Below are 22355 nucleotides of genomic sequence, written 5' to 3'. Positions count from 1 at the left end.
GGCCCTTGTCGTTTTTCGCGGGGAGGAAGGGAAGGGCGGCGCCGTGGCGCGCAAGGGCGCGGCTCAGGCGCCCGCGAGCACGGCGATCATCAGCACCAGGAAGCTCAGCCCCACCACGCCCATCACGATGAGCGGGACGAGCTTCTTCTTGTCCGCCAGCGCGGACACGGCCGCCGGCTCCGGCTCCGGCGGGGGCATCTCCTCGCCACCGTCGGGCTGCGGCTCCTCGGAGGAGGACGCGGAGCCATCCTCGGAGGCGGGCTGCTCCTCCGGCGGCGCCGGTTCGGGCTCGGGCTGCGGCTCGGGTTCGGGCTCCGGCGGGGGCGGCTCCTCGCGCTTGGGCGGGGAGGGGCGCGGCGGCGAGGGGGCCGGAACGACGGCGGAGCTCTCCGAGGAGAGGCTCACCGCGGGCTCGTCGGGGGGCTCGGCGGGGTCCACGTAGACGAAGCGGGTGGAGCCAATCTCCAGCTCGTCGCCGTCCTTGAGCGCCTTGCGGTTCACCCGCTTCTTGTTGACCTTGATGCCGTTGCGGCTGCCCAGGTCCTCCACGTGCGTGCCGGACCAGTCGCGGCGCACCTTGGCGTGCTTTCGGGAGACGAGGTCGTCCTTGAGGATGACGTCGGCTTCCTTCTCGTCGCGGCCGAAGACGTGCTCCTGGGCCTCGGAGATTTCGATGCGCTGGCCCTCGCGCGGGCCGTTCATGTAGCGCAGGAAGCGCTCCTCGCCGCCGGCGAGCCCGCGCATCGCGTCCTTCAAGGCGCCGCGCGCGAGGAAGGACGTCTTGTCGCTGACGTCCGGAGCGATTTCGACGACCTTGTCGAAGCGGACGTCGTACTGCGCGATGGCGATGACGTCGCCGTTGCGCAGCAGTTCCTTCTCTCCCTTGGGGAGCGCCTTGCCGTTGATCTTCGTGCCGTAGGCGCTGCCCAGGTCCTCCAGGAAGTAGAGGGTGCCCTCCTGGATGATGCGCGCGTGGTTGCGCGACACCGCCTGCTGCGGGAGCACCACCTGGCAGGTCTTGTCCCGCCCCAGGGTGATGACGGAGTCGTCGAGGACGACCTCTTTGCCCGAGGCGCCTCCGGCCTCGCTGCGCTGTGTGACGGTCAGACGGACGCTCATCGCGTGTGTCGCTACCCGAAGGGACGGCTAGAACGAGTCGTTGGCGAGGAATCTCTCACACGTCGTGTACTCGGTGGGGAATTCCTCGGAGGTTCCAAACTTCATGAAGTTCTTGCACGCCGTCTGAGCGTGGTTCTGCTTGTGGGCCTCGTTGAAGATCTGGAAGAGGCCGAAGTGGCAGGGCGCGAACTTGGCGTCCAGCTTCACGCACTTGCGGTAGGCGTTCTCCTCCTCCGTGAGCAGGCCCTTCTCGCGGTACTGGCGCGCGAGCAGGTACATGGCCGGGGCGCTGTTCTCCGCCGTCTGGGTGTCCTTCAGCTCCTTGAGGGCGGAGTCGGTGAGGGCCACCTTGCGCTGGGCGACGGCGAGGCTGTTGAGGCAGCTGGAGTTCTTCTCATCCAGGCGGGCACAGTTGCCGAAGGCCTCGCGGGCCTCCGCGAAGCGGCTCTGCTCCATCAGCACCGTGCCCAGGTCGTGCCACACCTCCGCGGAGTCCGGGGTGAGCTGGGCGGACTGGGAGATGTGCTCGAAGGCGGACTCCAGGTCCTTGTCCTCGTAGGCCATGATGCCGAGGTTGTGGTGGGCGTTGGCCACGTTGGGGTTGACCGCGAGCAGCGTGTCGAACTCCTTCTTGGCCTCCTTCTTCTTGCCCATCTTCATGAAGGTGAGGCCCAGGTCGTAGCGCGACTCCAGGTTGTCCGGGTTCACCTGCAGGGCGCGCTTGAAGTTGTCGTGGGCCTTACCGTAGGCGCCTTCCTCCAGGTAGAGGACGCCCAGGTTCTGGTAGGCCTGCAGGTGCTCCTGGTTGAAGCGCAGGGCCTTGATGAAGAACTCCTTCGCCTTGCCCTTGTTGCCCGAGTACATGGCGATGAGGCCCTTGTTGGCCCACAGGTCCGCGTACTGGGGGGAGAACTCCAGGCCCAGGTTGCAGTAGGTCTCCGCCTTCTGCAGGTCCCCGTTGGCCATCTCCTGCGCGCACAGCTCGTTGTTGATGAGCGCCCGTTCGTGGGGGGGCGGCGTGCTGAGGCAGGCGGTGGTGGTGAGGGAAGCGGCGGCGGTCAGCGTGAGGAAGAGGCGAAGACGCATGGCCGGCCGAGTGTAGGAGAGCGCCACCCCGTGAGGCAACGCCGGCCTGCCGCTGAATCAGCGCTGTTTTCCAGGGGTTAGGGCGGCTGTAGAGTGCGCCGCCATGCGTACCTACCTTTGTGCTTTCGGCTTGCTCGCTGCCCTGCTGGGCGCGGCTCCTGCTCACGCGCAGTTCTCCAACCGGAGTCTGGGACTGTCGCTGGGCTACATGGACTTCAAGGAGACCGCGGGCCTCGCGGGCACGCCGTTCATCGGCCTGGAGGGCAGCCTCTACATCGAGAACGGCTTCGAGGTCGTCTCGCTGTCGAAGCTGATGTTCCCCAAGGACACCTACTCCAGGCCGGAGAAGCGCGTGGTGGGGCTGGCGCCGTCGCTGGGCATCCGCTACCTGCTGCTGGAGGAGGCCATCCGCCCGTACATCGGCACGGACGTGAGCTACCTCATCGTCTTCAAGGACAGCGTCAGCAACTTCGTGGGCATCGGGCCCAACGCGGGCGTGGACTTCTTCCTCAGCGACTCGGTGAGCCTGGGCGTGCGCGCGCAGTACAACTTCTACATCGCGCTCAACGAGGATACGCAGACGTCGCTGACGGGCTCCGTGGGCCTGGCGACGTACTTCTAGGTCCGGACGCGGGACGTCCCGGGCGTGCTCCCGGGGCGGGCAGCAGGGCGGCGGCGACGAGCAGCGTCCACTTCTCGTCCGAGAGGTGGGCGGGCTTCTCCATGGCGAGCGAGTCCTGGAGCCGGGCGCCCAGCGCGGAGAACAGCGTGAGCCGGGCCTCCAGCCGCAGCTCCTCGCGGCGCAAGGCGGCGGACAGCACCAGCTCCCGCTCCTCGGTGGACAGCCGCTTCACGCGCGAGACGAACAGCGGATCCGCGAGCAGGCCCTCCTCGCCGCGCGTCTCCAGGGCGGAGGGCACCTTGAGGCGCCGCTCGCGCACGACGATGGTGCCGGCCAGCAGGTCCCCCAGCCGCTGGTGCGAGCGCGACACGAGCGCGACCGAGCCGCCCACGAGATAGAGCAGCGGCAGCCGGTCCACCACGCGCGCCAGGTTGCGCAGGGCCGCGTGGTAGAAGCCGATGCGCACGCCGCTCTCCTGGATGACCCGGAGGGACATCACGCGCTTGCCCACCGTCTGGCCGGCCCACGCGGTCTCCAGCGTGATGCCGTAGCCCCAGTCCACCAGGAAGTAGACGACGATGCCCAGCGCGCTGGCGAACCCCGGGAACGCGGCCATGGCCACCTGGAACACCAGCAGCACCACCGTCGTGGCGAAGCCGACGATGAGCGCGTCCACCAGCCACGCGAGGAAGCGCGAGTACACCCCCGCCAGCGTGAAGCGGAACTCCACGTACTCCGGGGTCAGCACCGTGTGGGTGCCGTCGAGCAGGGTGTCGGGGGTGGGCGTCACGGCGCCGGAGTGTACGCCACACGGCCCGCGTTCCGTGGGGCTCCCGGGAGTGTCCTTCCGTGGGGCCTCAAGGACTCCCAGTCCGGAGTCCGGCCCCGACGCCAGGCAGGCGGGCGGCCGGCTCCGACGGGAGGGTGGATGCTGCCAGGACCTGAAGAGTGGTATTCGTGAATAGCGGGCTCCACGTTATCCTGTCCGCATTCCCGCGCCCGTGGCCCCTCCTGAAACCTCATCCTGGAACCGCCGCGTCCTGCCGGCGGGTGCGTTCCAGTTCGCGCTCATCGCTGGGGTGACGCAGCTCAAGACGTCCGCGAACGCGCTGGTGTTGTCGCGCTTCGAGTCCCAGGCGCTGCCGTACCTCTACCTCCTGGGTGCGTTGATGACGGCGTCGCTGACGCTGTTGCCGCGCGCCCGGCCGGACGCGCCCACCGAGTCCCCGGGCATCCTCACCGGGGTGGGCGGGGTGCTGGCCTTGGGGCTGGCGGCGGCGCTGTCCGCGGGGCAGCGCATGCCGGCGCTGGCGCTGTACCTGTTCGCGGACTGCTTCAGCACGTTCGTGTCGTTCCGCTTCTGGGGCCGCATGGCGTCCGCGTTCGATGCGCGCGAGGCGCGCCGGGCCTTCACCGTGCTCAATGGCTTTGGCATGGGCGGCGGCATCGCGGGCGGTCTGCTGGTGCAGGCGCTGGCGGTGCGGCTGGGCACTCCCGCCGTGGTCGTGAGCGGCGCGGTGAGCCTGCTGGCCGCGGGCGCCATCTTCCACCACCTGCACAAGGCGGAGCCGGCGCCGCCCCCGCGCACGCGCTCGCTGCAGGCGTGGTTCCCGGCGTGGCGCTACCTGGGGGAGAGCCCGTACGCGCAGGTGCTGGCTGCGCTGGGCATCGCGTTCGCGGTGCTGTCGTCCTTCGTGGACTACCTCTTCCGCCTGCGCGTGGAGGGCACGCTGAGCGAGGACGGGCTGGCGGCGCTGTTCGGCTCGCTGCAGCTTTGGATTGGCCTGTTCTGCGTGGCGTTCCAGCTGCTCGTGGCGGAGCGGCTGCTCAAGCGCATGGGCCTGCTCATGTACCTGGCGCTGGTGCCGCTGGTGCTCGCGCCGCTGGCGGGCGCCACGCTGGCCACCGGGCAGCTGTGGCCGGTGCACCTGTTGCGGCTGGTGGAGACGGCGGTGAGCTACTCCATCCTGCCGGTGGGCATCCAGCTGCTCTACGCGGCGGTGCCGGACGAGCAGCGCGAGGGGCTGCGGAGCGCGGTGGACGGCCTTCTGCGCAAGGGCGGCGTGGTGCTGGCGGGCCTGCTGCTCATCGGCGCGGGCCGGGGCGCCAACGGCATCACCATGGCGGTGGCGGTGGTGATGCTGTGCGCCGCGCTGGGCCTGTTGCTCGTGCGCCTGAAGCCCGCGTACCTCACGGCGCTGGGCGAGCAGGTGGGCGCGCACGAAGAGGAAGAGGTGGAGCTGGGCGGCGAGGCGCAGAAGCTGCTGGTGGATGCGCTGGGCGCGCCCACGCCGGAGCGGGTGCTGCGCGCGGTGGACATGCTGGAGCAGGCGGAGGCCGCGCCCCTGCGGCAACACCTGGCCGCGCTCCTCTCCCATCCCCACGAGCGCGTGCAGGAGCGCGGCGTGACGCTGGCCCTGTCCATGGAGGCTCGGGAGCTGGCGCCCATGTTGGAGCGGCTGGTGGAGGAGGGCCCCCGGCGCCCCCGAGACCAGGCCGTGTGGGCCCTGGCGCGGCTGTCCCCGGAGCGCGCGGAGCGGCTCTTGCCGCCGCTGCTCACCAGCTCCGACGTGGGCCTGCGCTGCGCGGCGATTGGCGCGCTGATGCGCACGCAGGGCAACTCCGCGGCGCTGGAGTCCCTGCGCGAGTTGCTGGCGAAGGGCGACCACGCGCCCGTGGCCGAGCGGCGCGAGGTGGCGCGGCTGTTGGGCCGGCTGAAGGACCCTCGCTTCGCGGGGCCGCTGTCGCTCTACCTGGAGGACATGGACATCTCCGTGCGGCGCGTGGCGCTGACGGCGGTGGGCGAGGGCGGCTACGTGGAGCTGGCGCCGCGCCTCTTGCCGTTCCTCGGCTGGCGCGAGGAGCGTCCGGCCGCGCGCGAGTCGCTGGTGCAGCTGGGCGACGCGGTGACGCCGCTGCTGGAGCTGCAGCTCAACAACAAGGCCGCGCCGCTGGCCATGCGGATGCAACTGCCCCGTGTGCTGCGCGGCATCGGTTCGTCCGCGGCGCTCAACGCGCTCCTGTTCTCCAACGTGCGTGACGACGCGGCGCTGCACTTCCGCATTGGCGCGCAGCTGTCGCGCCTGCGCGAGGAGCAGCCGGATCACCCGGTGGACGTGGACCGCATCCACGAGGCGCTGGGCCGCCGCCGCGACACGTACCGCCAGCTGGTGGGGGCCTTCCGCGACGTGCAGGCGGCGCTGGGGCCCCAGTCGCTGCTCACCCGCGCGGTGGGCGACCGGTTGGATCAGGCGCTGGAGTTGTCGTTCTTCCTCCTGGGACTCCTGCATCCGCCGCAGGCCATGCGCCGCATCCACCAGCACCTGGTGGGCAACGATTCGCGCCGCCGCGCCTATGCGTTGGAGCTGCTGGAGAACCTGGTGGCGCAGGAGGAGCGCGAGCTGGTGATGGAGCAGGTGGAGGCCCACCACCGCGAGCTGCCGCCCGGAGCGCCGGGCCGTCTGTGGCGGCGGCTGGCGGGGCTCGTGCAGAGTGAGGACCTGGTGCTGCGCGCGTGCGCCCGCCACGTAGCGCGGGTGAACGGCCTGGACGTGCTCCCGCAGGAGGGTGACATGAGCGATACCATCGTCCAACGGATGTTCGCCCTGGAGGGCGTGAGCGTCTTCTCGCAGAGCGACGTGGACGACATCGCCGCCATCGCGGAGGTGGCGCGCGAGGCGTCCTACAAGGCGGGCCAGCGGCTCTACAGCCAGGGCGACCCGGGCGACGCGCTCTACGTCATCGTCGAGGGCGCGGTGGACGCGTTCCGCAACGGCGAGCACGTGCTGCGCTTCCAGGCGAAGGAGGCCATCGGCGAGGTGAGCCTGCTGGACGGCGCGCCCCGGCCCACGGACATGGTGGCAGCGGTGGACTCGCGCGTGCTCGTCATCGACCGGCGCGACTTCCTGGACCTGCTCGCGGACCGGCCGGAGCTGCTCACCGGCTTCTTCCGCTCCGTGAGCCAGCAGCTCCAGAGCGTCATCGACCTGCCCGCGCGCCGTGAAGAGGGTCAGCGGCTGGAGCTGGGCGCTCCCCAGCAGCCCCACGCGCCGCTGGAGGGCATTGGCGGCCTGCCGCCCGAAGGCAACGCGCCCTCGGACGTGTGAGTCAGTCCCCCGCGCCGTGCGCGGGCGTGGCTTCGCCGCTCTTGAGCGCGGGCGGCTGCGCGGGGTCCAGGCCGATGAGGTGCGCCGAGGCCACCGAGATGAACGGCCGCGTGAAGCAACGGAACGGCGGGAGGCTGCCCACGAACCGCGTGAGCGCGAGCCCAGCGAACACCCACGGCTGACGCTCCACGACGGCGATGGGCGCGGCGACGCCCTCCGCGCGGCGGGCCAGGCGCGCCACGTAGTTGCGCAGGGGCCAGCCGTGCAGGGCGGGCAGCGCGCTCCAGACGCGCACGAACCAGGGCGGACGCGTGACGGGGGCCATCCACGCGCGGTCGCTCTTGGCGGCGGTGAAGACGAGGAGCCACCAGAAGCCCCAGGCGCCGCTGAGGAGGGTGAACGAGCGCGGGAACCAGCACAGGGGGATGCAGAGCAGGATGATGGCGGGCATCCCCATCACGAACAGCAGGAAGGCCCTCCAGCGGCGCTGGAGCTTGGCGCGCAGCCAGGGCACGTTGAGGCGCACGTGCGGGGTGATGTCGGGGTCCTCGGGCGGCACTCCGGTGGCGAGGCTGGCCTCGCGGGAGATGACCGTGTGGTAGTCGCGCGACAGGGCGACGACGATCCACTGCACCGCGCTCAGCGAGCCGAAGAAGAGCGCCCAGAACTCCCAGCTGCCCAGGAAGAAGACGCCGTTGCGCACCTGCGGCGCGTCGACGTTGAACCCCTTCTTCTGGCGTTCCTTCTGGATGCGCGGACCCTTCGCGTTCGCCTTCGGGACATCCCGGAGGGCCTCCTCCACCTCCGCCCGGACGATGGCGGAGATCTGGTCGCCCAGGGAGTCCTCCGCGTCTTCGGTGTCGCTCGCGGTCTCGCCGGTGTTCGGCTCGGAGCCGGCTTGCGGCTCGGCCGCGCGGGGCTCCTGTCCGGCCCCTTTGTGTTCCTCCTTCGCGTCCTCGGCGGCAGCGGCGGCCTCATCGGCCGCATCCTCGGCGGCAGTGGCGGCTTCGCTCGGAGGGAGGTCGCCGGCCTTGCCCGCGTTGACGGCCTCTTCGATGAGCGCGGTGAGCGCCTTCTTCATCGCGGCTGGATCGCCCTTCGCGGCCTCCAGCTCCTTCGCCCGCTGATCGATACGGGCCTGCGCTTGCTCACGCGTGGCCCGGGCCTCGGGCGTCTCGTGCTTCCGCTCCTGCCTCTTCTCCTCCTTGTCGCCGTCGAACTCGTGGAACGCCCACCCCGCGGCGATGGCCAGCAGGAACGCCGTCTGGAGCGCGGTCACCTTCACGTAGGTGGCGCGGACCGCGGGGCTCGCGAGCGTGACGCGGGCGATGTGGAAGGGCAGGGCCACCCCATAGAAGAACTGGCGGATGCGGCCCTTGGGCAGCTGGCCCTTCGTGGACTGGAAGTGCTCGGCGCCGCCCCGGACCTCGCCCCAGAACTCCGAGGCGAAGTTCCGACCCTGGGAGTCCCCTCGTCCACTGGGAGTCCCGCCGTCCTTCTCCTCCTGTAAAGGCTTGAAATCCTTGCCTTTCATGCCCGTCATTGCCTCACGCTACCACGGCGGGGATGTGCTAAAGGCCCGACCGTGAACCCGAACCTTCTCTCGCTGCGTCCCTTCCGTCGTCCTTCCCGCCAGCTCACGCTGTCGTCCGGCGCGCTGGTCCTCGCCTTGGGAGCCCTCGCGGGTTGTGAGAAGACTCCCCCGCCGGCTCCGGCCACGCCCCCGGCGGCCGAGCCCGCGAAGCCCGCCGTGCCCAACGAGGTGACGGTGCTCGTCACCGGCAGCGCGCGTGGCCAGCTTCTGCCCGTCGAGGGCAAGGGCGGCGCCGCGGAGCTGATGGGCCGCTGGGTGAATGATGAAAAGCACTGTGCCGGTCCGCTGAAGGATGGCCAGGCGACCTGTGCGGATGCCGGCACGCTCGCCCTGACGACGGGCGACCTGTGGACGGGCCCGGCCATCTCCTCCTTCTTCCTGGGTGCTCCGACGGCCGAAGTGATGGGGCACATGGGCTATGCGGCCTCCGCGCTGGGCAACCACGAGCTGTCGTACGCCAAGGATTCCTTTCTGAAGAACCGCACGGCCGGGGGCTTCCCCTTCCTGGCCGCGAACCTGAAGGTGACGGACGCGACGCTGGCCAAGGACCTGTCCATGCCCGCGTTCCAGGTCTACGAGCGGCGGGGCCTGAAGATTGCGGTGGTGGGCCTCACCTCGCAGAAGACGGTGCGCACGGCGATGTCCGGCCGCGCGGAGGGCCTGGAGGTCACCCCCAACGAGGACGCGCTGAACACGGCCGTTCCGGAGGCGCGCAAGGCGGGCGCGGACGTGGTGGTGATTGTCGCGGACCAGTGCCCCACGGACCTGCAGCCGGTGCTGGCGAAGCACGCGGACTGGAAGGTGTCGCTGGTGGCCGGTGGCCGCTGCGGCACGGACGCCCCGGGCGTGAAGACGGAAGGTGACACCACCTACGCGTCGCTGGGCCGCGGCTTTGATTCGTACCTGCGCGCGCAGCTGAAGTTCGACCCGTCGAAGGCGGCGGGCCAGAAGCTGACCGGCGTGGACACGAAGGTCGTCGCGGTCGCGGGCGGCACGCCGGACGCGGAGACGGCGAAGCGCATCGCGGAGTGGCAGACGAAGGTGGACCAGGCGCTGGGCCGGAAGATCGGCTTCACCAAGACGGGCATCCCGCAGGACTCGCCGCTGATGGCGAAGTGGGTGGCGGGCGCGGTGCGCACGCAGCTCAACACCGACGGGGCCATCCTCAACAAGGGCGGCATCCGCAATGGCCTGGCCAAGGGTGAGGTGACGCTGGGCAGCGTGTACTCGGCGATGCCGTTCGAGAACTCGCTGCTCACCGTGAAGCTCAAGGGCGAGGACCTGGCCAAGCAGCTGGCGAACCCGGACGCGCTCATGGCCGGCTTCACCCCGGCGGGCAAGGGCAAGTTCAAGGACGCCCAGGGCAAGGCGCTGGATCCGAAGAAGGAGTACACGGTCGCCACGGTGGAGTACCTGTACTTCGGCGGTGACGGCTTCGACTTCGAGAAGCTGGACACGGACCCGGCGGAGACGGGCATGGCGTGGCAGACGCCGGTCGTCGAGTGGACGGAGGCCCAGGCCTCCACCGAGGCGAAGCCGCTGGAGAAGCTGGTCAAGTAGCGCTTCCGTGGTCCTGAAGCACCGGGGCGCCGGAGTCCTCCCTCGAAACGGGGAGGGCGGCCGGCGCCTCGCCGTTTCCGGGCTCGGTTAGAGTGGGCCCATGGAGATGGCGGAGTTCATCGAGACGCGGCGCCCGCGCTGGCAGCAACTGGAGTCGCTGCTGGACAAGTCCGAGGGCGAGGGACTGCGCAAGCTGAGCCTGGACGAGGCCCGCTCGTTGGGGAAGCTGTACCGCGCCGTCTCCAGCGACCTGTTGTGGGTGCGCGCGCGCAGCGGCTCCGCGGACGTGAGCGCGTACCTCAACGACCTGGTGGGCCGCGCGTACGCGCTGACGTACCCGGGAAGCCGGCCTCGGTTCGCGGACGTGTGGGCCTTCGTGGCGCGCGGCTTCCCTGCGCTCCTGCACCACGAGTGGCGCATGTACGTGGCGTCGGTGCTGCTGTTCCTGGCGGGCGCGGGCTTCGGCTACGTGGGCATGGTGGTGGATCCGGATGCCGCGCACTACCTGGTGCCCGAGCAGCACGTGAGCATGGACCCCGTGAAGCGCGCCGCCGACGAGGCCGCGGGCAAGGGGATGAGCGTGGAGGAGCAGGCCCAGTTCACGACGTTCCTCTTCACGCACAACATCCAGGTGGCGTTCCTGGCGTTCGCGCTGGGTGTCACGCTGGGGCTGGGCACGGCGGTGATGCTGTTCACCAACGGCCTGTTCCTGGGGGCGCTCGCGCAGGTTTACGCGGCGAAGGGGATGGCCGGGTGGTTCTGGGCGTGGATCCTTCCGCACGGCATCCCGGAGATTTCGGCCATCTGCATCGCGGGCGCGGCGGGGCTCGTCATCGCGCGGGGCATGGTGGCGCCGGGTGGGTTGTCTCGTGGGCAGGCGCTGCGCAAGGAGGCGGTGACGGCGGTGAAGATGCTGTTCGGCACGCTGGTGCTGTTCGTGCTCGCGGGCTTCATCGAAGGCACCGTGTCGCAAATCCACCCGCCGAAGCTGTCGGTGGCCTTCAAGGTCGGCTTCGCGCTCACGGTGGGGGCGGGCGTCTACGCGTACCTGCTGTCGGACTGGATGCGCGGCCGGCGCGGGGATGCGCGTGCGACGGCGGAGCTGGCGGGATGATTGGGCCGGACCTGGCCGTGCCTCCGTTGCCTCGCGAGCCGGAGGTGCTGATTGAGTGCCCGCGCTTCTCGATGGTGAAGCGGCGCGCGGACGGCTCCGTGGACTTCGTGTCGCCGCTGCCGTGTCCGTACAACTACGGCTCCATTCCGGGCCTGCTGTCGGATGACGGGGACCCGCTGGACGCGGTGGTGCTGGGGCCTCGGCTGTCGCAGGGGCAGCGCGTGCGCGTGCCGGTGGTGGCCGTGCTGGGCTTCATCGACGCGGGGAAGGGCGACCCGAAGGTGGTGTGCGGGACGCATCCGATGACGGCGTCGGAGCGCGCGGGCCTGGAGCGCTTCTTCCGCGTCTACGCGCTGTTCAAGCGGGGCCTGCACCGCGTGCGCGGCGACGTGCCGGACACGCGCTTCGTGGGCTGGCTGCGCGAGGGGCCCGAGGCCTAGTCGAGGACCTTCGTCATCTTCAGGACCCGGTTCCAACGGAGGCCCTGCTCGATGGGGCCCACCCATTGCTCCGGTTGGAAGCCCACGCGCGTCCAGAAGCGGCGACCGACCTCGTTGTGCTCCACCACCGCCACCCGAAGCAGCCGGCCTCCGTTCGCGCGCACGTAGTCCGCGTAGGCGCTCAGCACGGCCTCGCCCCGGCCGTGGCCTCGGGCCTCTGGCGCGAGGAGGAGCAGGCCGATGTACCACTCTCCCGGCGCAGGAAAGTCACGCAGGGCTTCGAGCATCCCCGCGAGGCTGCCCTGCGCGTCGCGAAGCGCGAAGAGGCGGCCCTGTCCTGGGCCGAGCGTGGGGGGCCTTTCGCGAGGGATGTTCCGGGCCTGATCCGGGAGGGCGGGACGGCCGTAGGCAATCTGGTGGTAGTCCTCGCAGCGGTCGAGGAGCGGCTGCACGAGGTGCGTGTCGTTGTCGTCGACGGGGACCGCCGTGAAGTCCGCCGTCTGGAATGCCGCCCGGATCATGTGGCCCCTCTAGAGGACGCCGCGCGCCTTGATGTCGAGATACCGATTCACGGCCGCGAGGCTCAGTTCGTCGGGCGCGACGTCCAGCATCTGCACGCCGCCCTTGCTCACGCGCGCCTTGAGCACCTCGCGGTCCGTGAGCAGCTCCGACGCCACCGCGTGCTGGAACGCTTCCTCCGGCCCTGACGGCGGCGTGCGCAGCAGCTTCTGCAACGCCGTGTCCTTCACGGACAGGCACAGGGGGACGTGGCGGCGCGCCAGGCGGTGCAGCGGGGCCACCAGCGTTCCGGCCTGCTCCTCGTCGAGGAAGTCCGTGAAGACGCACAGCAGGCTGCGCCGGTTGAGGCGCACGTTCAGCTCCTTGAAGAGCGCCAGGTAGTCCACATACGTGAGGCTGGGCGTCGCGGAGTAGAGCGTGTCCACCAGCTTGCGGTACTGGCCCCGGCCCGCGGCGGGCGGCAGGTAGGCCTTCACTCCGTCCGCGAAGAGCGCCAGGCCCACGCGGTCCCCGTTGCGGATGGCCACGAACGCGAGGAACAGCGCCGCGTTCACCGCGTGATCCAACTTGGTGAGGCCGTCCACCTGGGCCGCCATGGAGCGCCCCGCGTCCACGCAGATGATCAGCGCCTGCGAACGCTCCGACTCCAACACCCGCGTCACCGGCTTGCCCCGGCGCGCGGTGGCCTTCCAGTCCACGTCGCGCACGCTGTCGCCCTGGGTGTAGTCGCGCAGGCGCGCGAACTCGCTGCCCTGGCCGTCGCGCCGCAGCTGCCTGAGCCCCAGATTCACCAGGTCCAGCGCCGCGCCGGACAACAGCAGCCTGCGGGCCCCTCGCAGGTCCGGGTACACCGACACGGAGCGCTCGGCCGGGAAGGTGCGCTCGTGCGAGACGAGCCCCAGCGGCCCCCTCACGCGCACGTGCACGGCGCCGAAGCTGAACTTGCCGCGCTTCGTGGGCGTGGCCCGGTACACCCACTGCGTCTGGCTGTCCGGCGTGAGGCGCAGCGTGGCCTCCGAGGGCTCCGGGGTGAACGACGGCGGCGCGTCGTCCTTCACGCGCACCTCCACCGTGCCTCCGCCCCGGTGCACCAGGCGCAGCTCGACGCGATTGGCCACGCCCACGTTGAGGCGCTCCGGCAGCAGGCGCTCCACCTCCAGCCGCACGCGGCGGGCCTGGAGGAAGTCGAACGCGGCCAGCGCCACGGCCAGCGCGTCCAACGCCAGCACCGCGCCGCCCAGGCCCGGGAAGAAGCCCGCCAGCGCCATGGGCAGCGCGAGCAGGGCAAGCAGCCCCCACAGGCGCTCGGAGGGAATCACCGGGGGACCTCGACGCCCTGGACCACCTCGCGCAGCACGTCCGCGGACGAGGCCCCGTCCAGCTCCGCGTCCGGCGACAGGAGCAGGCGGTGGCGCAGCACCGGGCCCACCAGGAAGCGCACGTCGTCCGGCGTGACGAAGTCGCGGCCCCTGAGTGCCGCCAGCGCCTTCGACGCGAGCAGCAGGTGCACGCCCGCGCGCGGCCCCGCGCCCAGACGGATGTTGGGCGAGCTGCGCGTCGCCGCCACCACCTTGCGGATGTAACCGAGGACCGGCGGCTCCACGTTCACCGTGTTGAGCGCCGCGCGGGCCTGGAGCAGGTCGTCCTTCGTCACCGCCGCGTTCACGCCCGCGCGCGCCAGGTCGCCCGAATCGAAACCCCGGTGCACGGATTCGAGGATGGCGTCCTCCTCCTCCGGCGCGGGGTAGCCCACGTCGATCTTCAGGAGGAAGCGGTCCAGCTGCGCCTCGGGGAGCGGGTACGTGCCTTCCGACTCCACCGGGTTCTGCGTGGCGAACACCGTGAACATGGGTGACAGCTGGAGGTTCTTGCCCTCCAGCGACACGGCGCGCTCCTGCATGGCCTCCAGGAGCGCGGACTGCGTCTTCGCCGGGGCGCGGTTGATTTCGTCCGCCAGCAGCAGGTCCGTGAAGATGGGGCCTCGCGCGAGCACGAAGGCCTGGGACTTCAGGTCGAACACGCTGGTGCCCAGGATGTCCGCGGGCATCAGGTCCGGCGTGAACTGGATGCGCTTGAATTCCGCGCCCACGCTGCGCGACAGCGCCTTGGCCATCAGCGTCTTGGCCACGCCGGGCACGCCCTCCAGGAGGATGTGCCCGCCGGCCACGAGCCCGCAGAGCATCAGCTCCAGCGGTTCGTCCTGCCCGACCACGGCCTTGCGCACCTCCGCGAGGACGCCCTCGCGGATGGCGTTCGCGGACCGCACGGCGTTGCCGGTGTCCGGGAAGGGAGGAGGGGAGAAGGGCGGGGCGTTCATGGGGTTCCGGGGCGGGGCCGGCCGGTGCCGGCGGGGTGGATGCGCTCGCGCACGTGCGCGGCGGAAGTGGCGAGGGCCTGGAGGTCAGCGTCCCTCTGGACGGCTTCGGACTGGCGGGCCACGTCGAGCAGCCCGTCCGCCAGGTCCTGGCGTCCGCGCGTGCGCAGCCCTTCCGCGACGGCGGCGGCGGTGGAGTGCGAAGGCAGGCCCGCGAGCGGCGCCAGCTGCTGCGTGAGGCCGCGCGAGATGAGTCCCGCGGCGAAGCCATGGTGCTGGCCCTCGCGGTACAGGCGGCTCATGGCGAAGAGGGCGTCCGTGGCGCCCACGCGCATGGACTCGGGCGGAGGGAGCGGACGGCCGAAGCGCTTCAGCGCGCCCGCCCACAGCACGACGCCCAGGAGCAGCTGCGCGACGGCGAAGTGCAGGCCGTAGCGGCGCGCGAAGTCCACGAGCGAGCGCTCGTTGGTGAAGCCGTGGTGGAACTCGTCGAAGGCGAAGGGGCCGGGGCCCAGGGCCTCCAGCGCGCTCAGCCAGAACTGCGCGTTGTCCGCTCTCGCGAGCGCCGGGTTCATCGCGAGCTCGGGGGCGCCCACCACGAGCACCCGGCCCGCACCCGCGTGAATCACCGCCGCCACCGGGAAGCCCAGGCGTTCATCCTCGAGCACCGTGACGGCGCCCTCCGGCAGCCGGAGGTAGGCCTGGACCTTCGCCTCCACGCGCTCCACGCCCAGCGTGTATGGCGTGGGCAGCGATGGCACCAGCGTGCGCATGGGCAGCGTCACGTCCGCCTTGTCCAGCTTCACGCCCAATTCATCCAGGAGCGCGTTCTCCCGCGACCCCCAGGGCACGTACACGAGCGAGGCACCGGCGCGGACATGGGAGAGCACGCGCTCCACCTCGTCGTCGTCCAGCTGCTGCGCCCGGATGGCGTTGAAGCCCTGGTGCGGAGCCTCCTCGTCGTCCACGCCCGCATCCGGATCCGAGGCGAGCCGCGTCTGATCCGGATCCTCCTCGTGCGAGTCCTGGACCTCCACCGCGAGCAGCACCAGCGCCTCATGGCCGGTGAGCAGGCGCAGGTCCGCCATGTTGCGCGTCACCGGCAGGCCGCTCTCCTGCGCGAGCAGGTACAGGGCGCGCGCGCCGTCCGGTTCCGCGCGGAAGGTGGACAGCGGATCCGCGAAGCCGCCGCGCTGGGCGCCGCGCACCAGGAACGTCCCGAGCACACCCGCGAGCAGCAGGCCTCCCAGCACGAGCAGCGGGAAACGGTCACGCACCGGCGGCCTCCTGCGCGGTCGGCGCGGCGAGCAGCGGGGCGGTGATGGCGCGGAACTCGGTGTAGCCGTCGGCGCCCACGGGCACGTTGCCGTACCACGCGAAGTCGAAGCGGCGCGTCAGCTCGCGGAACGGGGCCTTCACCTCCGGGCGGCCCCGGAACGCGCGCAGGTAGTCCCAGTTGGACAGCGTCTCGTCGTAGTGGATGGCGCCGTCGCGGTGCAGGCGCGACAGGAGCGCGAGGTACAGGTTGCGCACCGCCTCGCGGTACTCCCCCCTGGCGGCCAGCGCGTCGGCCAGGTGCGCCCAGCCCTCGGGCGGACGCGACAGCGCGTGGTCCGGGCTGCCCGCGAGCGCCGCGGCGTCCATGGTGCGCACCTCCAGCGCCGGGCCCGAGCCGTCGCGCTTGCGCCGCAGCACGCTCACGACCACCACCCCCAGCACCGCCAGCGTCAGCGCGACCAGCATCACGACGAGCGCGTTCGCCGCCGCGCCGCCGCTCACGGGCACGGCCGTCTCCCGTGACTGGGGCTGTGGGTTGTTGCGCTTGAAGAAGTCCCTGAGCCACTCGCCCAGCTTGTCGATGAAGCGGCGCCACCAGCTCGACTCCGGAGGAGGGACCTCTTCCTCCTTGGGTTCGGCCGGGGCCTTCTCCGGGCGCTCCTGGAACTCCGGCCGCGCGAGGATGGCCCGAGCCCGGTCCGTGGCCGCACGGGCGTCCACGCGCGCCTGGGCCTCGGCCGTGGCCGTCACCTGCGCGAGCCCGTTCTCCAGCGCAATCGCCGCCGTCTCGCAGTCCTCGTCGTCGTAGGCCAGCTGCTCCAGGTGGCGCACGAAGCGCTCGAGCTTGACCGTCTCCCGTGCGTTCAGCGCGTCGAAGTCACGGAGCGAGGTGCCCTCCACCTGTTCGGGCAGCTCGCACTCCGTCGCGACCTTCTCCAGCCGGGCGCGCAGCGCTTTGCGGTCCACGGGCGCGGAGGCCTCCGGCGCGGCTTCCACCGGCGCGGGGGCCGCTAGGAGCAGCCCCGTGGCCAGCAGCAACGCCGCGGCCACGCCCTTGGATGCGAGCCCCCCGCGCTGCGTGCTCCGCTCCGGGAGCTGCTGCACGGCGGCCAGCAGGTCCAGGCCTTCCTGCCGCACGCGTCCGTCCACCAGCAGCAGCGTGGCGGTCGCGGCGCGCAGGGGCTCGAAGAGGGCGAACGTCGTCGCGGCGAGGAACACGAGCCACGGCGGATTGTCCAACGACGCGAACCGCTCCGCGAACGTCAGGTCGATGCCCACGAGCCGCCGCCCGAGGTACAGCAGGAAGTTGAGCCCCACGTGCAGGTTGAGGAACACCAGCACCTGTACGCTCATCAGCCAGCGCACCGCGGTGGCCGTCCCGCGCGACGGGCCCAGCAGCCGCGAGCCCACCGCGTACAGCTTCAACGGGCTGCCCCGGCCCTGCATCGTCGCCGCGTAGCCCACGCCCTGCGCGGAGAGGAGGAACAGCGCGATACCCAGCGAGAACGTCAACGTCAGCACGTTGAAGAACGCCAGGTACGCTACGGCAATGAACAGGCTGGGCAGCCGCGCCAACGCCGCGCGCAGGGACTGGCGCACGGATGGCTCCGCCTTCGCGCCCAGCAGCACCTCCTGCACGTAGTGGCACGCCGCGCCCTGGCCCACGCCCCGCAGGAACCACGCGAGCGTCACGTACAGCGCGGGCAGGGTGGGGGAGCGCCCATGATCCACGGCGTCCAACAGGTGCAGCAGCGCGGCCACCACCGCCGCGCCACCCGGCAGCGTGAGCGCCCACACGCCCGCGTCACGCGCGCACAGGCGCAGCGCCGCGTCCATCAAGGCCACCGGACCCCGGGGGCGCAGTTCCAATGCGGAGACGGCCATCGCGTTAGCCCACCGCGTGCGCCGCCAACAGCACGCCGCCCCACACGAGCACGACGCCTACGAGCGCCAGCACCACGTGCGCCACGCTCCACTCGCGCCGGGGGGGCGGCCCCTCCAGCGCCTTGCGGCGCGTGTCGAGGCAGCTGGCGCAGCGGTTGATGCCCTCGAACTGCGTGGTGCACTCGCGGCAGATGACGCGCCGGCACTCCACGCAGACGCCCAGGCCCGCGCGGTCCGGGTGGTAGTGGCAGCGGCCCGAGCCCTGAATCATGCGCTCACCTTACGCAATCCAGGGCTCGCCACACCACCCCCGCGCGGGCGGGCACGGCCTACATCTCGTCGAAGAACTCGTCGTTGTAGGTGTACCGGCCGAGCCGTTTGACGAGCGCCTCCATGGCCTCCACCGGCTTCACGGCGAAGAGCATCTGCCGCAGCTTCTTCACCTTCTCGTACTCGCGCAGGGTGAAGAGCTTCTCCTCCTTGCGAGTGCCGGACTGGGGGATGTTGATGGCCGGGAAGACGCGCTTCTCCGCGAGCAGGCGGTCCAGGGTGACCTCGGAGTTACCCGTGCCCTTGAACTCCTCGAAAATCACCTCGTCCATGCGGCTGCCGGTGTCGATGAGCGCCGTGCCGATGATGGTGAGCGAGCCCGCTTCCTCCGTGGCGCGCGCGGCGCCGAAGATGCGCTTGGGGCGCTCCAGGGCGCGGCTGTCCACGCCGCCCGTCATGGTGCGGCCGGAGCTGTCCACTTCCTTGTTGTAGGCGCGCGCCAGGCGGGTGATGGAGTCCAGGAGGATGACCACGTCCTTGCCGGATTCCACCAGCCGGCGGGCGCGCTCCAGCGCGAGCTCCGCGACCTTGAGGTGGTCGCCCGTGGGCCGGTCGGAGCTGGAGGCGATGACCTCCGCCTTGATGCTCCGGCGCATGTCCGTCACTTCTTCCGGGCGCTCGTCGATGAGCACCACCATGACGTGGCACTCCGGGTGGTTCTGGATGACGGCCTGGGCGATGCGCTGGAGCATGATCGTCTTGCCCGTCTTGGGCGGGGCGACGATGAGCGCGCGCTGACCCTTGCCGATGGGCGCGATGAGGTCCAGCACCCGCGTGACCATCTCCTTGTGGCCGTTCTCCAGCTTCAGCCGCTCGGTGGGGTCCACGGAGGTGAGGTCCGCGAAGTGCGGCAGCCGGGGCGCGCCCTCCAGCGGGCGGCCGTCCACCGTGTCCACCTTCTGGATGACGCCCTTGTGGCCGCGCATCTGCGCGAACGCGGTGAGGTACTGGCCCTGCCGCAGGCGCAGCTTCTGCACCAGGTTCTTCGGCAGCTCCGGGTCGTCCGGCGACGCCAGCAGGTTGCGCTTCACCTGACGCAGGAACGCGTTGGGGCCCTTGGCCTCCGTGTCCAGCACGCCCTCCACGGGCGCCAGGTTCTGCTGCGGCGCGCCCTGGGCGTGTCCGCCGCCGCGCTGCTGTTGCTGATGACGCGGGTGCTCGTGCCGCTGCGGCTGCGGCTGCCCGCCGTCCTGCGGGCGGTTCTCCTGGCCCTGCGGCTGGCCGCCACCCTGGGGCTGCTGCTGTTGCTGCTGCGCCTGGCGCTGGCGGTACTGCTCCAGCTCCTGCGGCGTCAGGAAGACCTGCACCTGCTGGCCGTCCGGACCCGCCTGCATGCGGTAGGCCTGGCCTTCCGGGGTGAGGTGCACCTGCGCGCCACGGCGGCGGCGGCGGCGACGGCGGCGGCGGCCGCCCTGGCCAGCGGCTCCGGGGGCGCCGTTCTGGCCGGCGCCTCCCGCGGAGGCATCACCGTCGTCGGGGCCCTCGTCGCCCTCGTCGTCACCGCCGTCGTCGTCCGCCTCGGGGGGCGGGGGAGGACGGGCGGCCGCGGGAGGGGGCGGCGGGTTGCGGGTCTCGGGGTTGTCGGAATTCTCGCTCATGGGGCTCCACGCGTGACGGCCCTTTGAGGGCGGCGGCCGTGAGAGGGCCCGCCGGGGACGTCAGGAAGCAGGTTTTGGGACAGGAAGCCGGACGCGGGGCCTGCGAGAAGGCCGAAACCGCCGGTTCCTGAAACCCCCCGACGGCCCTAGCGCCGGCCGGGAGGCACTAACCACCCTAACAGAGCGCCCGGATGGGGCGCCCGCATTTTCGCCGCCCGAGTGCGTGGCCTGTCCACCGGGAGACCTCCCTGGGGGCCTTTCAGCGGATGCGCACGCGGAAGGGCATCATGGCCTTCAGGCCAGGGCGCAGGAGCTCGGGCGAACCCAGCCCCACCTCCCGGGCGAGCACGGCCAGTGCCTCTGGCGGGCGCTCCGGCAGCGCGGGCAGCAGCACCCCCGCCAGCGCGTGCACGCCGGGCTCTCCGCCCAGCCCGGAGAGGAAGCCGCGCGCGTCCCCCATGACGTCCAGGTCCACCTCCTCCGAAGGGGCCACCTTCGCGCGCTTGCGCGCCGACGCGATGGCCTCCGGCATGCCGCCCAGCCCGTCCACCAGCCCCCGGGCGAGCGCGTCCTTCCCGCTCCACACCCGGCCCCGCGCCACGGTGTCCACCTTCGCCTTGTCCATCTTCCGGACGCGGGCGACCTCCGTGATGAACGTGTCGTAGGAGTCGTCCACCCAGGTCTGCACCGCGGCCTGCTGCTCGGGTGTCCACGGCTTCCACCACTCCAGCAGGTCCGCCATGTCGCCGCGCTTGAGCGTCTCCTGGTTGACCCCCAGCTTGGTGCCCAGGCCCTCCAGCGCGGGCTTCGGGTAGAAGACGCCGATGCTGCCCGTCAGCGTCGTGGGCTCCGCCAGCACCTCGTCCGCGGCCATCGCCGCGTAGTAGCCGCCGGAGGCCGCCGCGTCGCCCATGGAGGCGATGACGGGCTTGTGCTTCTTCGCCTCCAGCACCGCGCGGTACATCAGGTCCGACGCCAGCACGTCACCGCCGCCGGAGTCCACGCGCAGGATGATGGCCACCACGGACGGGTCCTCCTGCGCCTCCTCCAGCGCGCGCACCACCGTCTCCGCGCCCGCCAGCCGCGCGAAGCCCAGCGGGTCCTCGCGGCTGCGGCCCCCGGTGATGTCGCCCAGCACCGGCACCACCGCGATGCGGCGGCGCAGGCCCCAGCGGTCCTCGCGCTCCTCGCGCGGCGAGTACGTCGGGTGGAAGCGCATGCCCGGGAACCACTCCGCCACGCGCGCGTCCAGCTCCGTCGCGGACACCACGCCGTCCAGCAGGCCCGCCGCCTGCGCCCGCTTGGAGGACAGGATGCCCTGGGCCCACGCGGCGCGCAGCCGCTCCGGGGGCAGCTTGCGCCCCGCCTCCACGGCCTTCACGTAGTGCGTCACCTGGGAGTCCAGGTACGCGTCCAGCGTCTCGCGCTCCGCGGGGCTCATGTCGGAGCGGGTGAACTGCTCCATCGCCGTCTTGTACTCACCCACGCGCGCCACGTCCCACGTCACGCCCAGCTTCTCCATGGTGCCGCCCAGCGACGTCACCGTGGCGGACAGGCCGTTGATGGGCAGCGACGCCTCCGTCAGCGCGTAGACGCTGTCCGCCGCGGACGCCACCAGGTAGCCGCGGTCATCCCCGGACAGCATCACCACCACGACCTTCTTGCCCGCCTCGCGCAGCTTGAGCAGCGACTGGCGCAATTCCTCCGCCGTGCCCCAGCCCACGCCGGGCAGACCCTCCATCTTCACCACCACGCCCTTGAGCCGCTCGTCGCGCGTGGCCAGGTCCAGGAACTTCATCAGGCGCAGGTACGGGTCCACCTCGCTCACGCCCAGGATGGCCAGCGCGGGGCTCACGCCGCCGGCCAGCATGTCGTCCAAGTCGAGCAGCGCCACCACGCCGCCGCCGCCGTGCAGGGAGCGGTAGCGCTCCGACGACAGGCGCACCTGCAGCACGTGGTCCAGGCCGCTGCCCGCGCCGCCCGCCGCGTACGTCAGGCCCGCGTGGCCCAGGTCCACCGTAGCCGCGAGCTGGAGCGCCAGGGGAATGCCGCTGACGAAGCCGTGGGACAGGCCGCCGCTCAGCCGCAGGCCGCGCACCACCTCCGCCTGGAGCGTGTACGTGGCCAGTCCCTCCCGGAAGCCTCCCTCCGCGAAGAGCCAGTCCACGCCCAGCGTGTAGCGCTCACCCAGCGGGCGCAGGCCCAGGCCGAAGTTGTAGCGGCGCTGCAGCTTGAGGCCGTCCTGCTCCGGCGCGTTCAGGTCCCTGGCCACCGCGGCCAGCGACAGGAAGCGGAAGGGGCGCGCGGTGAGGCCCACGTCCCAGCTCGTCAATCCGCTGATGCGGTGGTCATCCGAGCTGCTGAAGTCGTGCAGCGCGGCGCCCAGCTGCAGCGTGCGAGGCCCCAGCGACAGGCCGAAGGACGTCTTGCGGTAGTCCGGCGCGTTCTCGCCGCGGATCCACTCCAGGGAGAAGCCCGCGCCCAGGCCCAGCAGGCGCGTGCCCAGGAACACGGCGTCGCCCACGGAGTCGGACTGGAGGTTCCGCTCGTGGAGGTAGAAGAGCTGCCCCGCGTCCTGGAACCCCAGGCCGGCGGGGTTGAGGGAGAGGGCGGGCGCTTCGTCGATGAGCGCCGCGTTGGTGGGCGGCAGGGTGATGCCCAGGGGTGGGACGGGGGCGCGGTCGACGGCGCCCGTCTGGGCAAGCGCGAGGCTGGGGAGGAGGGCGAGCAGCGGCAGGTGGCGCATACGGCCCGGGACTCTAGGTGCGAGCCGTCCCGGGACAAGCGCCGC

The 22355-nt window shown here is 71.5% G+C and carries 17 protein-coding genes; 5 read left to right on the top strand and 12 right to left on the bottom strand.

Annotated elements, in window-relative coordinates; genetic code table 11:
* Positions 1-63: 63 nt before the first annotated feature.
* Complete coding sequence (locus D7X30_RS13900; RefSeq protein ID WP_120563404.1) at positions 64-1119, bottom strand: FHA domain-containing protein; 1056 nt, start codon at positions 1117-1119, stop codon at positions 64-66.
* A gap of 27 nt (positions 1120-1146) precedes the next feature.
* On the bottom strand, positions 1147-2205 hold the full coding sequence (locus D7X30_RS13895) for a lipopolysaccharide assembly protein LapB (RefSeq protein ID WP_199724299.1): 1059 nt from the start codon (positions 2203-2205) through the stop codon (positions 1147-1149).
* A 103-nt stretch (positions 2206-2308) separates the two neighbouring features.
* On the opposite strand from D7X30_RS13895, the gene D7X30_RS13890 reads away from it, so the two are divergent.
* The gene (locus tag D7X30_RS13890; protein WP_120563403.1) at positions 2309-2827 is read left to right on the top strand and encodes a hypothetical protein; all 519 of its coding nucleotides are present in this window, start codon (positions 2309-2311) and stop codon (positions 2825-2827) included.
* On the opposite strand, the gene D7X30_RS13885 is transcribed toward D7X30_RS13890, so the two are convergent.
* Positions 2769-3617 carry an RDD family protein gene (locus D7X30_RS13885; RefSeq protein ID WP_120563402.1) on the bottom strand — a complete coding sequence of 283 codons (849 nt, stop codon included), beginning with the start codon at positions 3615-3617 and terminating at the stop codon, positions 2769-2771. The two genes, D7X30_RS13890 and D7X30_RS13885, sit on opposite strands and share 59 nt — an antisense overlap.
* 211 nt (positions 3618-3828) lie before the next feature.
* Here D7X30_RS13885 and D7X30_RS13880 point away from each other — a divergent pair, with 211 nt between their 5' ends.
* Positions 3829-6933: a cyclic nucleotide-binding domain-containing protein gene (locus D7X30_RS13880; protein WP_120563401.1), complete on the top strand. Its 3105-nt coding sequence runs from the start codon at positions 3829-3831 to the stop codon at positions 6931-6933.
* A gap of 1 nt (position 6934) precedes the next feature.
* On the opposite strand, the gene D7X30_RS13875 is transcribed toward D7X30_RS13880, so the two are convergent.
* Positions 6935-8467, bottom strand: a complete 1533-nt coding sequence (locus D7X30_RS13875; protein ID WP_147443185.1) for a hypothetical protein — start codon at positions 8465-8467, stop codon at positions 6935-6937.
* Between the two features lie 303 nt (positions 8468-8770).
* Here D7X30_RS13875 and D7X30_RS13870 point away from each other — a divergent pair, with 303 nt between their 5' ends.
* From D7X30_RS13870 to D7X30_RS13860, 3 genes are all read left to right on the top strand, one after another.
* On the top strand, positions 8771-10087 hold the full coding sequence (locus D7X30_RS13870) for a bifunctional UDP-sugar hydrolase/5'-nucleotidase (protein WP_370051387.1): 1317 nt from the start codon (positions 8771-8773) through the stop codon (positions 10085-10087).
* Positions 10088-10187: 100 nt separating this feature from the next.
* On the top strand, positions 10188-11201 hold the full coding sequence (locus tag D7X30_RS13865) for a stage II sporulation protein M (protein ID WP_120563398.1): 1014 nt from the start codon (positions 10188-10190) through the stop codon (positions 11199-11201).
* Positions 11198-11641, top strand: a complete 444-nt coding sequence (locus D7X30_RS13860; protein WP_199724285.1) for an inorganic diphosphatase — start codon at positions 11198-11200, stop codon at positions 11639-11641. The genes D7X30_RS13865 and D7X30_RS13860 overlap by 4 nt, the downstream gene beginning before the upstream one ends.
* On the opposite strand, the gene D7X30_RS13855 is transcribed toward D7X30_RS13860, so the two are convergent.
* From D7X30_RS13855 to sppA, 8 genes are all read right to left on the bottom strand, one after another.
* Positions 11638-12162: a GNAT family N-acetyltransferase gene (locus D7X30_RS13855; RefSeq protein WP_120563397.1), complete on the bottom strand. Its 525-nt coding sequence runs from the start codon at positions 12160-12162 to the stop codon at positions 11638-11640. The genes D7X30_RS13860 and D7X30_RS13855 overlap by 4 nt on opposite strands.
* A gap of 9 nt (positions 12163-12171) precedes the next feature.
* Positions 12172-13479, bottom strand: a complete 1308-nt coding sequence (locus tag D7X30_RS13850) for a DUF58 domain-containing protein (RefSeq protein WP_120563396.1) — start codon at positions 13477-13479, stop codon at positions 12172-12174.
* Positions 13476-14477 (bottom strand): MoxR family ATPase, encoded by a 1002-nt coding sequence (locus tag D7X30_RS13845; protein ID WP_120563395.1) that lies wholly within the window; start codon positions 14475-14477, stop codon positions 13476-13478. Before D7X30_RS13845 ends, D7X30_RS13850 begins: the two co-directional genes overlap by 4 nt.
* The gene (locus tag D7X30_RS13840) at positions 14474-15751 is read right to left on the bottom strand and encodes a DUF4350 domain-containing protein (protein WP_120563394.1); all 1278 of its coding nucleotides are present in this window, start codon (positions 15749-15751) and stop codon (positions 14474-14476) included. The genes D7X30_RS13845 and D7X30_RS13840 overlap by 4 nt, the downstream gene beginning before the upstream one ends.
* Positions 15744-17636 carry a DUF4129 domain-containing protein gene (locus D7X30_RS13835; RefSeq protein ID WP_120563393.1) on the bottom strand — a complete coding sequence of 631 codons (1893 nt, stop codon included), beginning with the start codon at positions 17634-17636 and terminating at the stop codon, positions 15744-15746. Before D7X30_RS13835 ends, D7X30_RS13840 begins: the two co-directional genes overlap by 8 nt.
* 4 nt (positions 17637-17640) lie before the next feature.
* Positions 17641-17907, bottom strand: coding sequence for a hypothetical protein (locus tag D7X30_RS13830; RefSeq protein WP_014398393.1), 267 nt, complete (start codon positions 17905-17907; stop codon positions 17641-17643).
* 58 nt (positions 17908-17965) lie between these two features.
* On the bottom strand, positions 17966-19564 hold the full coding sequence (rho, locus tag D7X30_RS13825) for a transcription termination factor Rho (RefSeq protein WP_120563392.1): 1599 nt from the start codon (positions 19562-19564) through the stop codon (positions 17966-17968).
* A 259-nt stretch (positions 19565-19823) separates the two neighbouring features.
* Entirely contained in the window at positions 19824-22310 is a 2487-nt protein-coding gene (gene sppA / locus D7X30_RS13820) for a signal peptide peptidase SppA (protein ID WP_120563391.1), read from the bottom strand.
* Positions 22311-22355 lie beyond the last annotated feature (45 nt).

Origin of the sequence: Corallococcus sp. AB011P (assembly GCF_003611605.1) — a bacterium.
Taxonomy (GTDB): Bacteria; Myxococcota; Myxococcia; order Myxococcales; family Myxococcaceae; genus Corallococcus; species Corallococcus coralloides.
Note: the sequence above shows the minus strand (reverse complement) of the source record. Positions and strands in the feature narration are given on the sequence as shown.

Bases quoted from the DNA above. Each gene is read 5' to 3' on its own strand.
- D7X30_RS13900 (WP_120563404.1), bottom strand. From the start codon at position 1,119: ATGAGCGTCCGTCTGACCGTCACACAGCGCAGCGAGGCCGGAGGCGCC.
- D7X30_RS13895 (WP_199724299.1), bottom strand. From the start codon at position 2,205: ATGCGTCTTCGCCTCTTCCTCACGCTGACCGCCGCCGCTTCCCTCACC.
- D7X30_RS13890 (WP_120563403.1), top strand. From the start codon at position 2,309: ATGCGTACCTACCTTTGTGCTTTCGGCTTGCTCGCTGCCCTGCTGGGC.
- D7X30_RS13875 (WP_147443185.1), bottom strand. From the start codon at position 8,467: ATGAAAGGCAAGGATTTCAAGCCTTTACAGGAGGAGAAGGACGGCGGG.
- D7X30_RS13870 (WP_370051387.1), top strand. From the start codon at position 8,771: ATGGGCCGCTGGGTGAATGATGAAAAGCACTGTGCCGGTCCGCTGAAG.
- D7X30_RS13865 (WP_120563398.1), top strand. From the start codon at position 10,188: ATGGAGATGGCGGAGTTCATCGAGACGCGGCGCCCGCGCTGGCAGCAA.
- D7X30_RS13860 (WP_199724285.1), top strand. From the start codon at position 11,198: ATGATTGGGCCGGACCTGGCCGTGCCTCCGTTGCCTCGCGAGCCGGAG.
- D7X30_RS13855 (WP_120563397.1), bottom strand. From the start codon at position 12,162: ATGATCCGGGCGGCATTCCAGACGGCGGACTTCACGGCGGTCCCCGTC.
- D7X30_RS13845 (WP_120563395.1), bottom strand. From the start codon at position 14,477: ATGAACGCCCCGCCCTTCTCCCCTCCTCCCTTCCCGGACACCGGCAAC.
- D7X30_RS13835 (WP_120563393.1), bottom strand. From the start codon at position 17,636: ATGGCCGTCTCCGCATTGGAACTGCGCCCCCGGGGTCCGGTGGCCTTG.
- D7X30_RS13830 (WP_014398393.1), bottom strand. From the start codon at position 17,907: ATGATTCAGGGCTCGGGCCGCTGCCACTACCACCCGGACCGCGCGGGC.
- rho (WP_120563392.1), bottom strand. From the start codon at position 19,564: ATGAGCGAGAATTCCGACAACCCCGAGACCCGCAACCCGCCGCCCCCT.
- sppA (WP_120563391.1), bottom strand. From the start codon at position 22,310: ATGCGCCACCTGCCGCTGCTCGCCCTCCTCCCCAGCCTCGCGCTTGCC.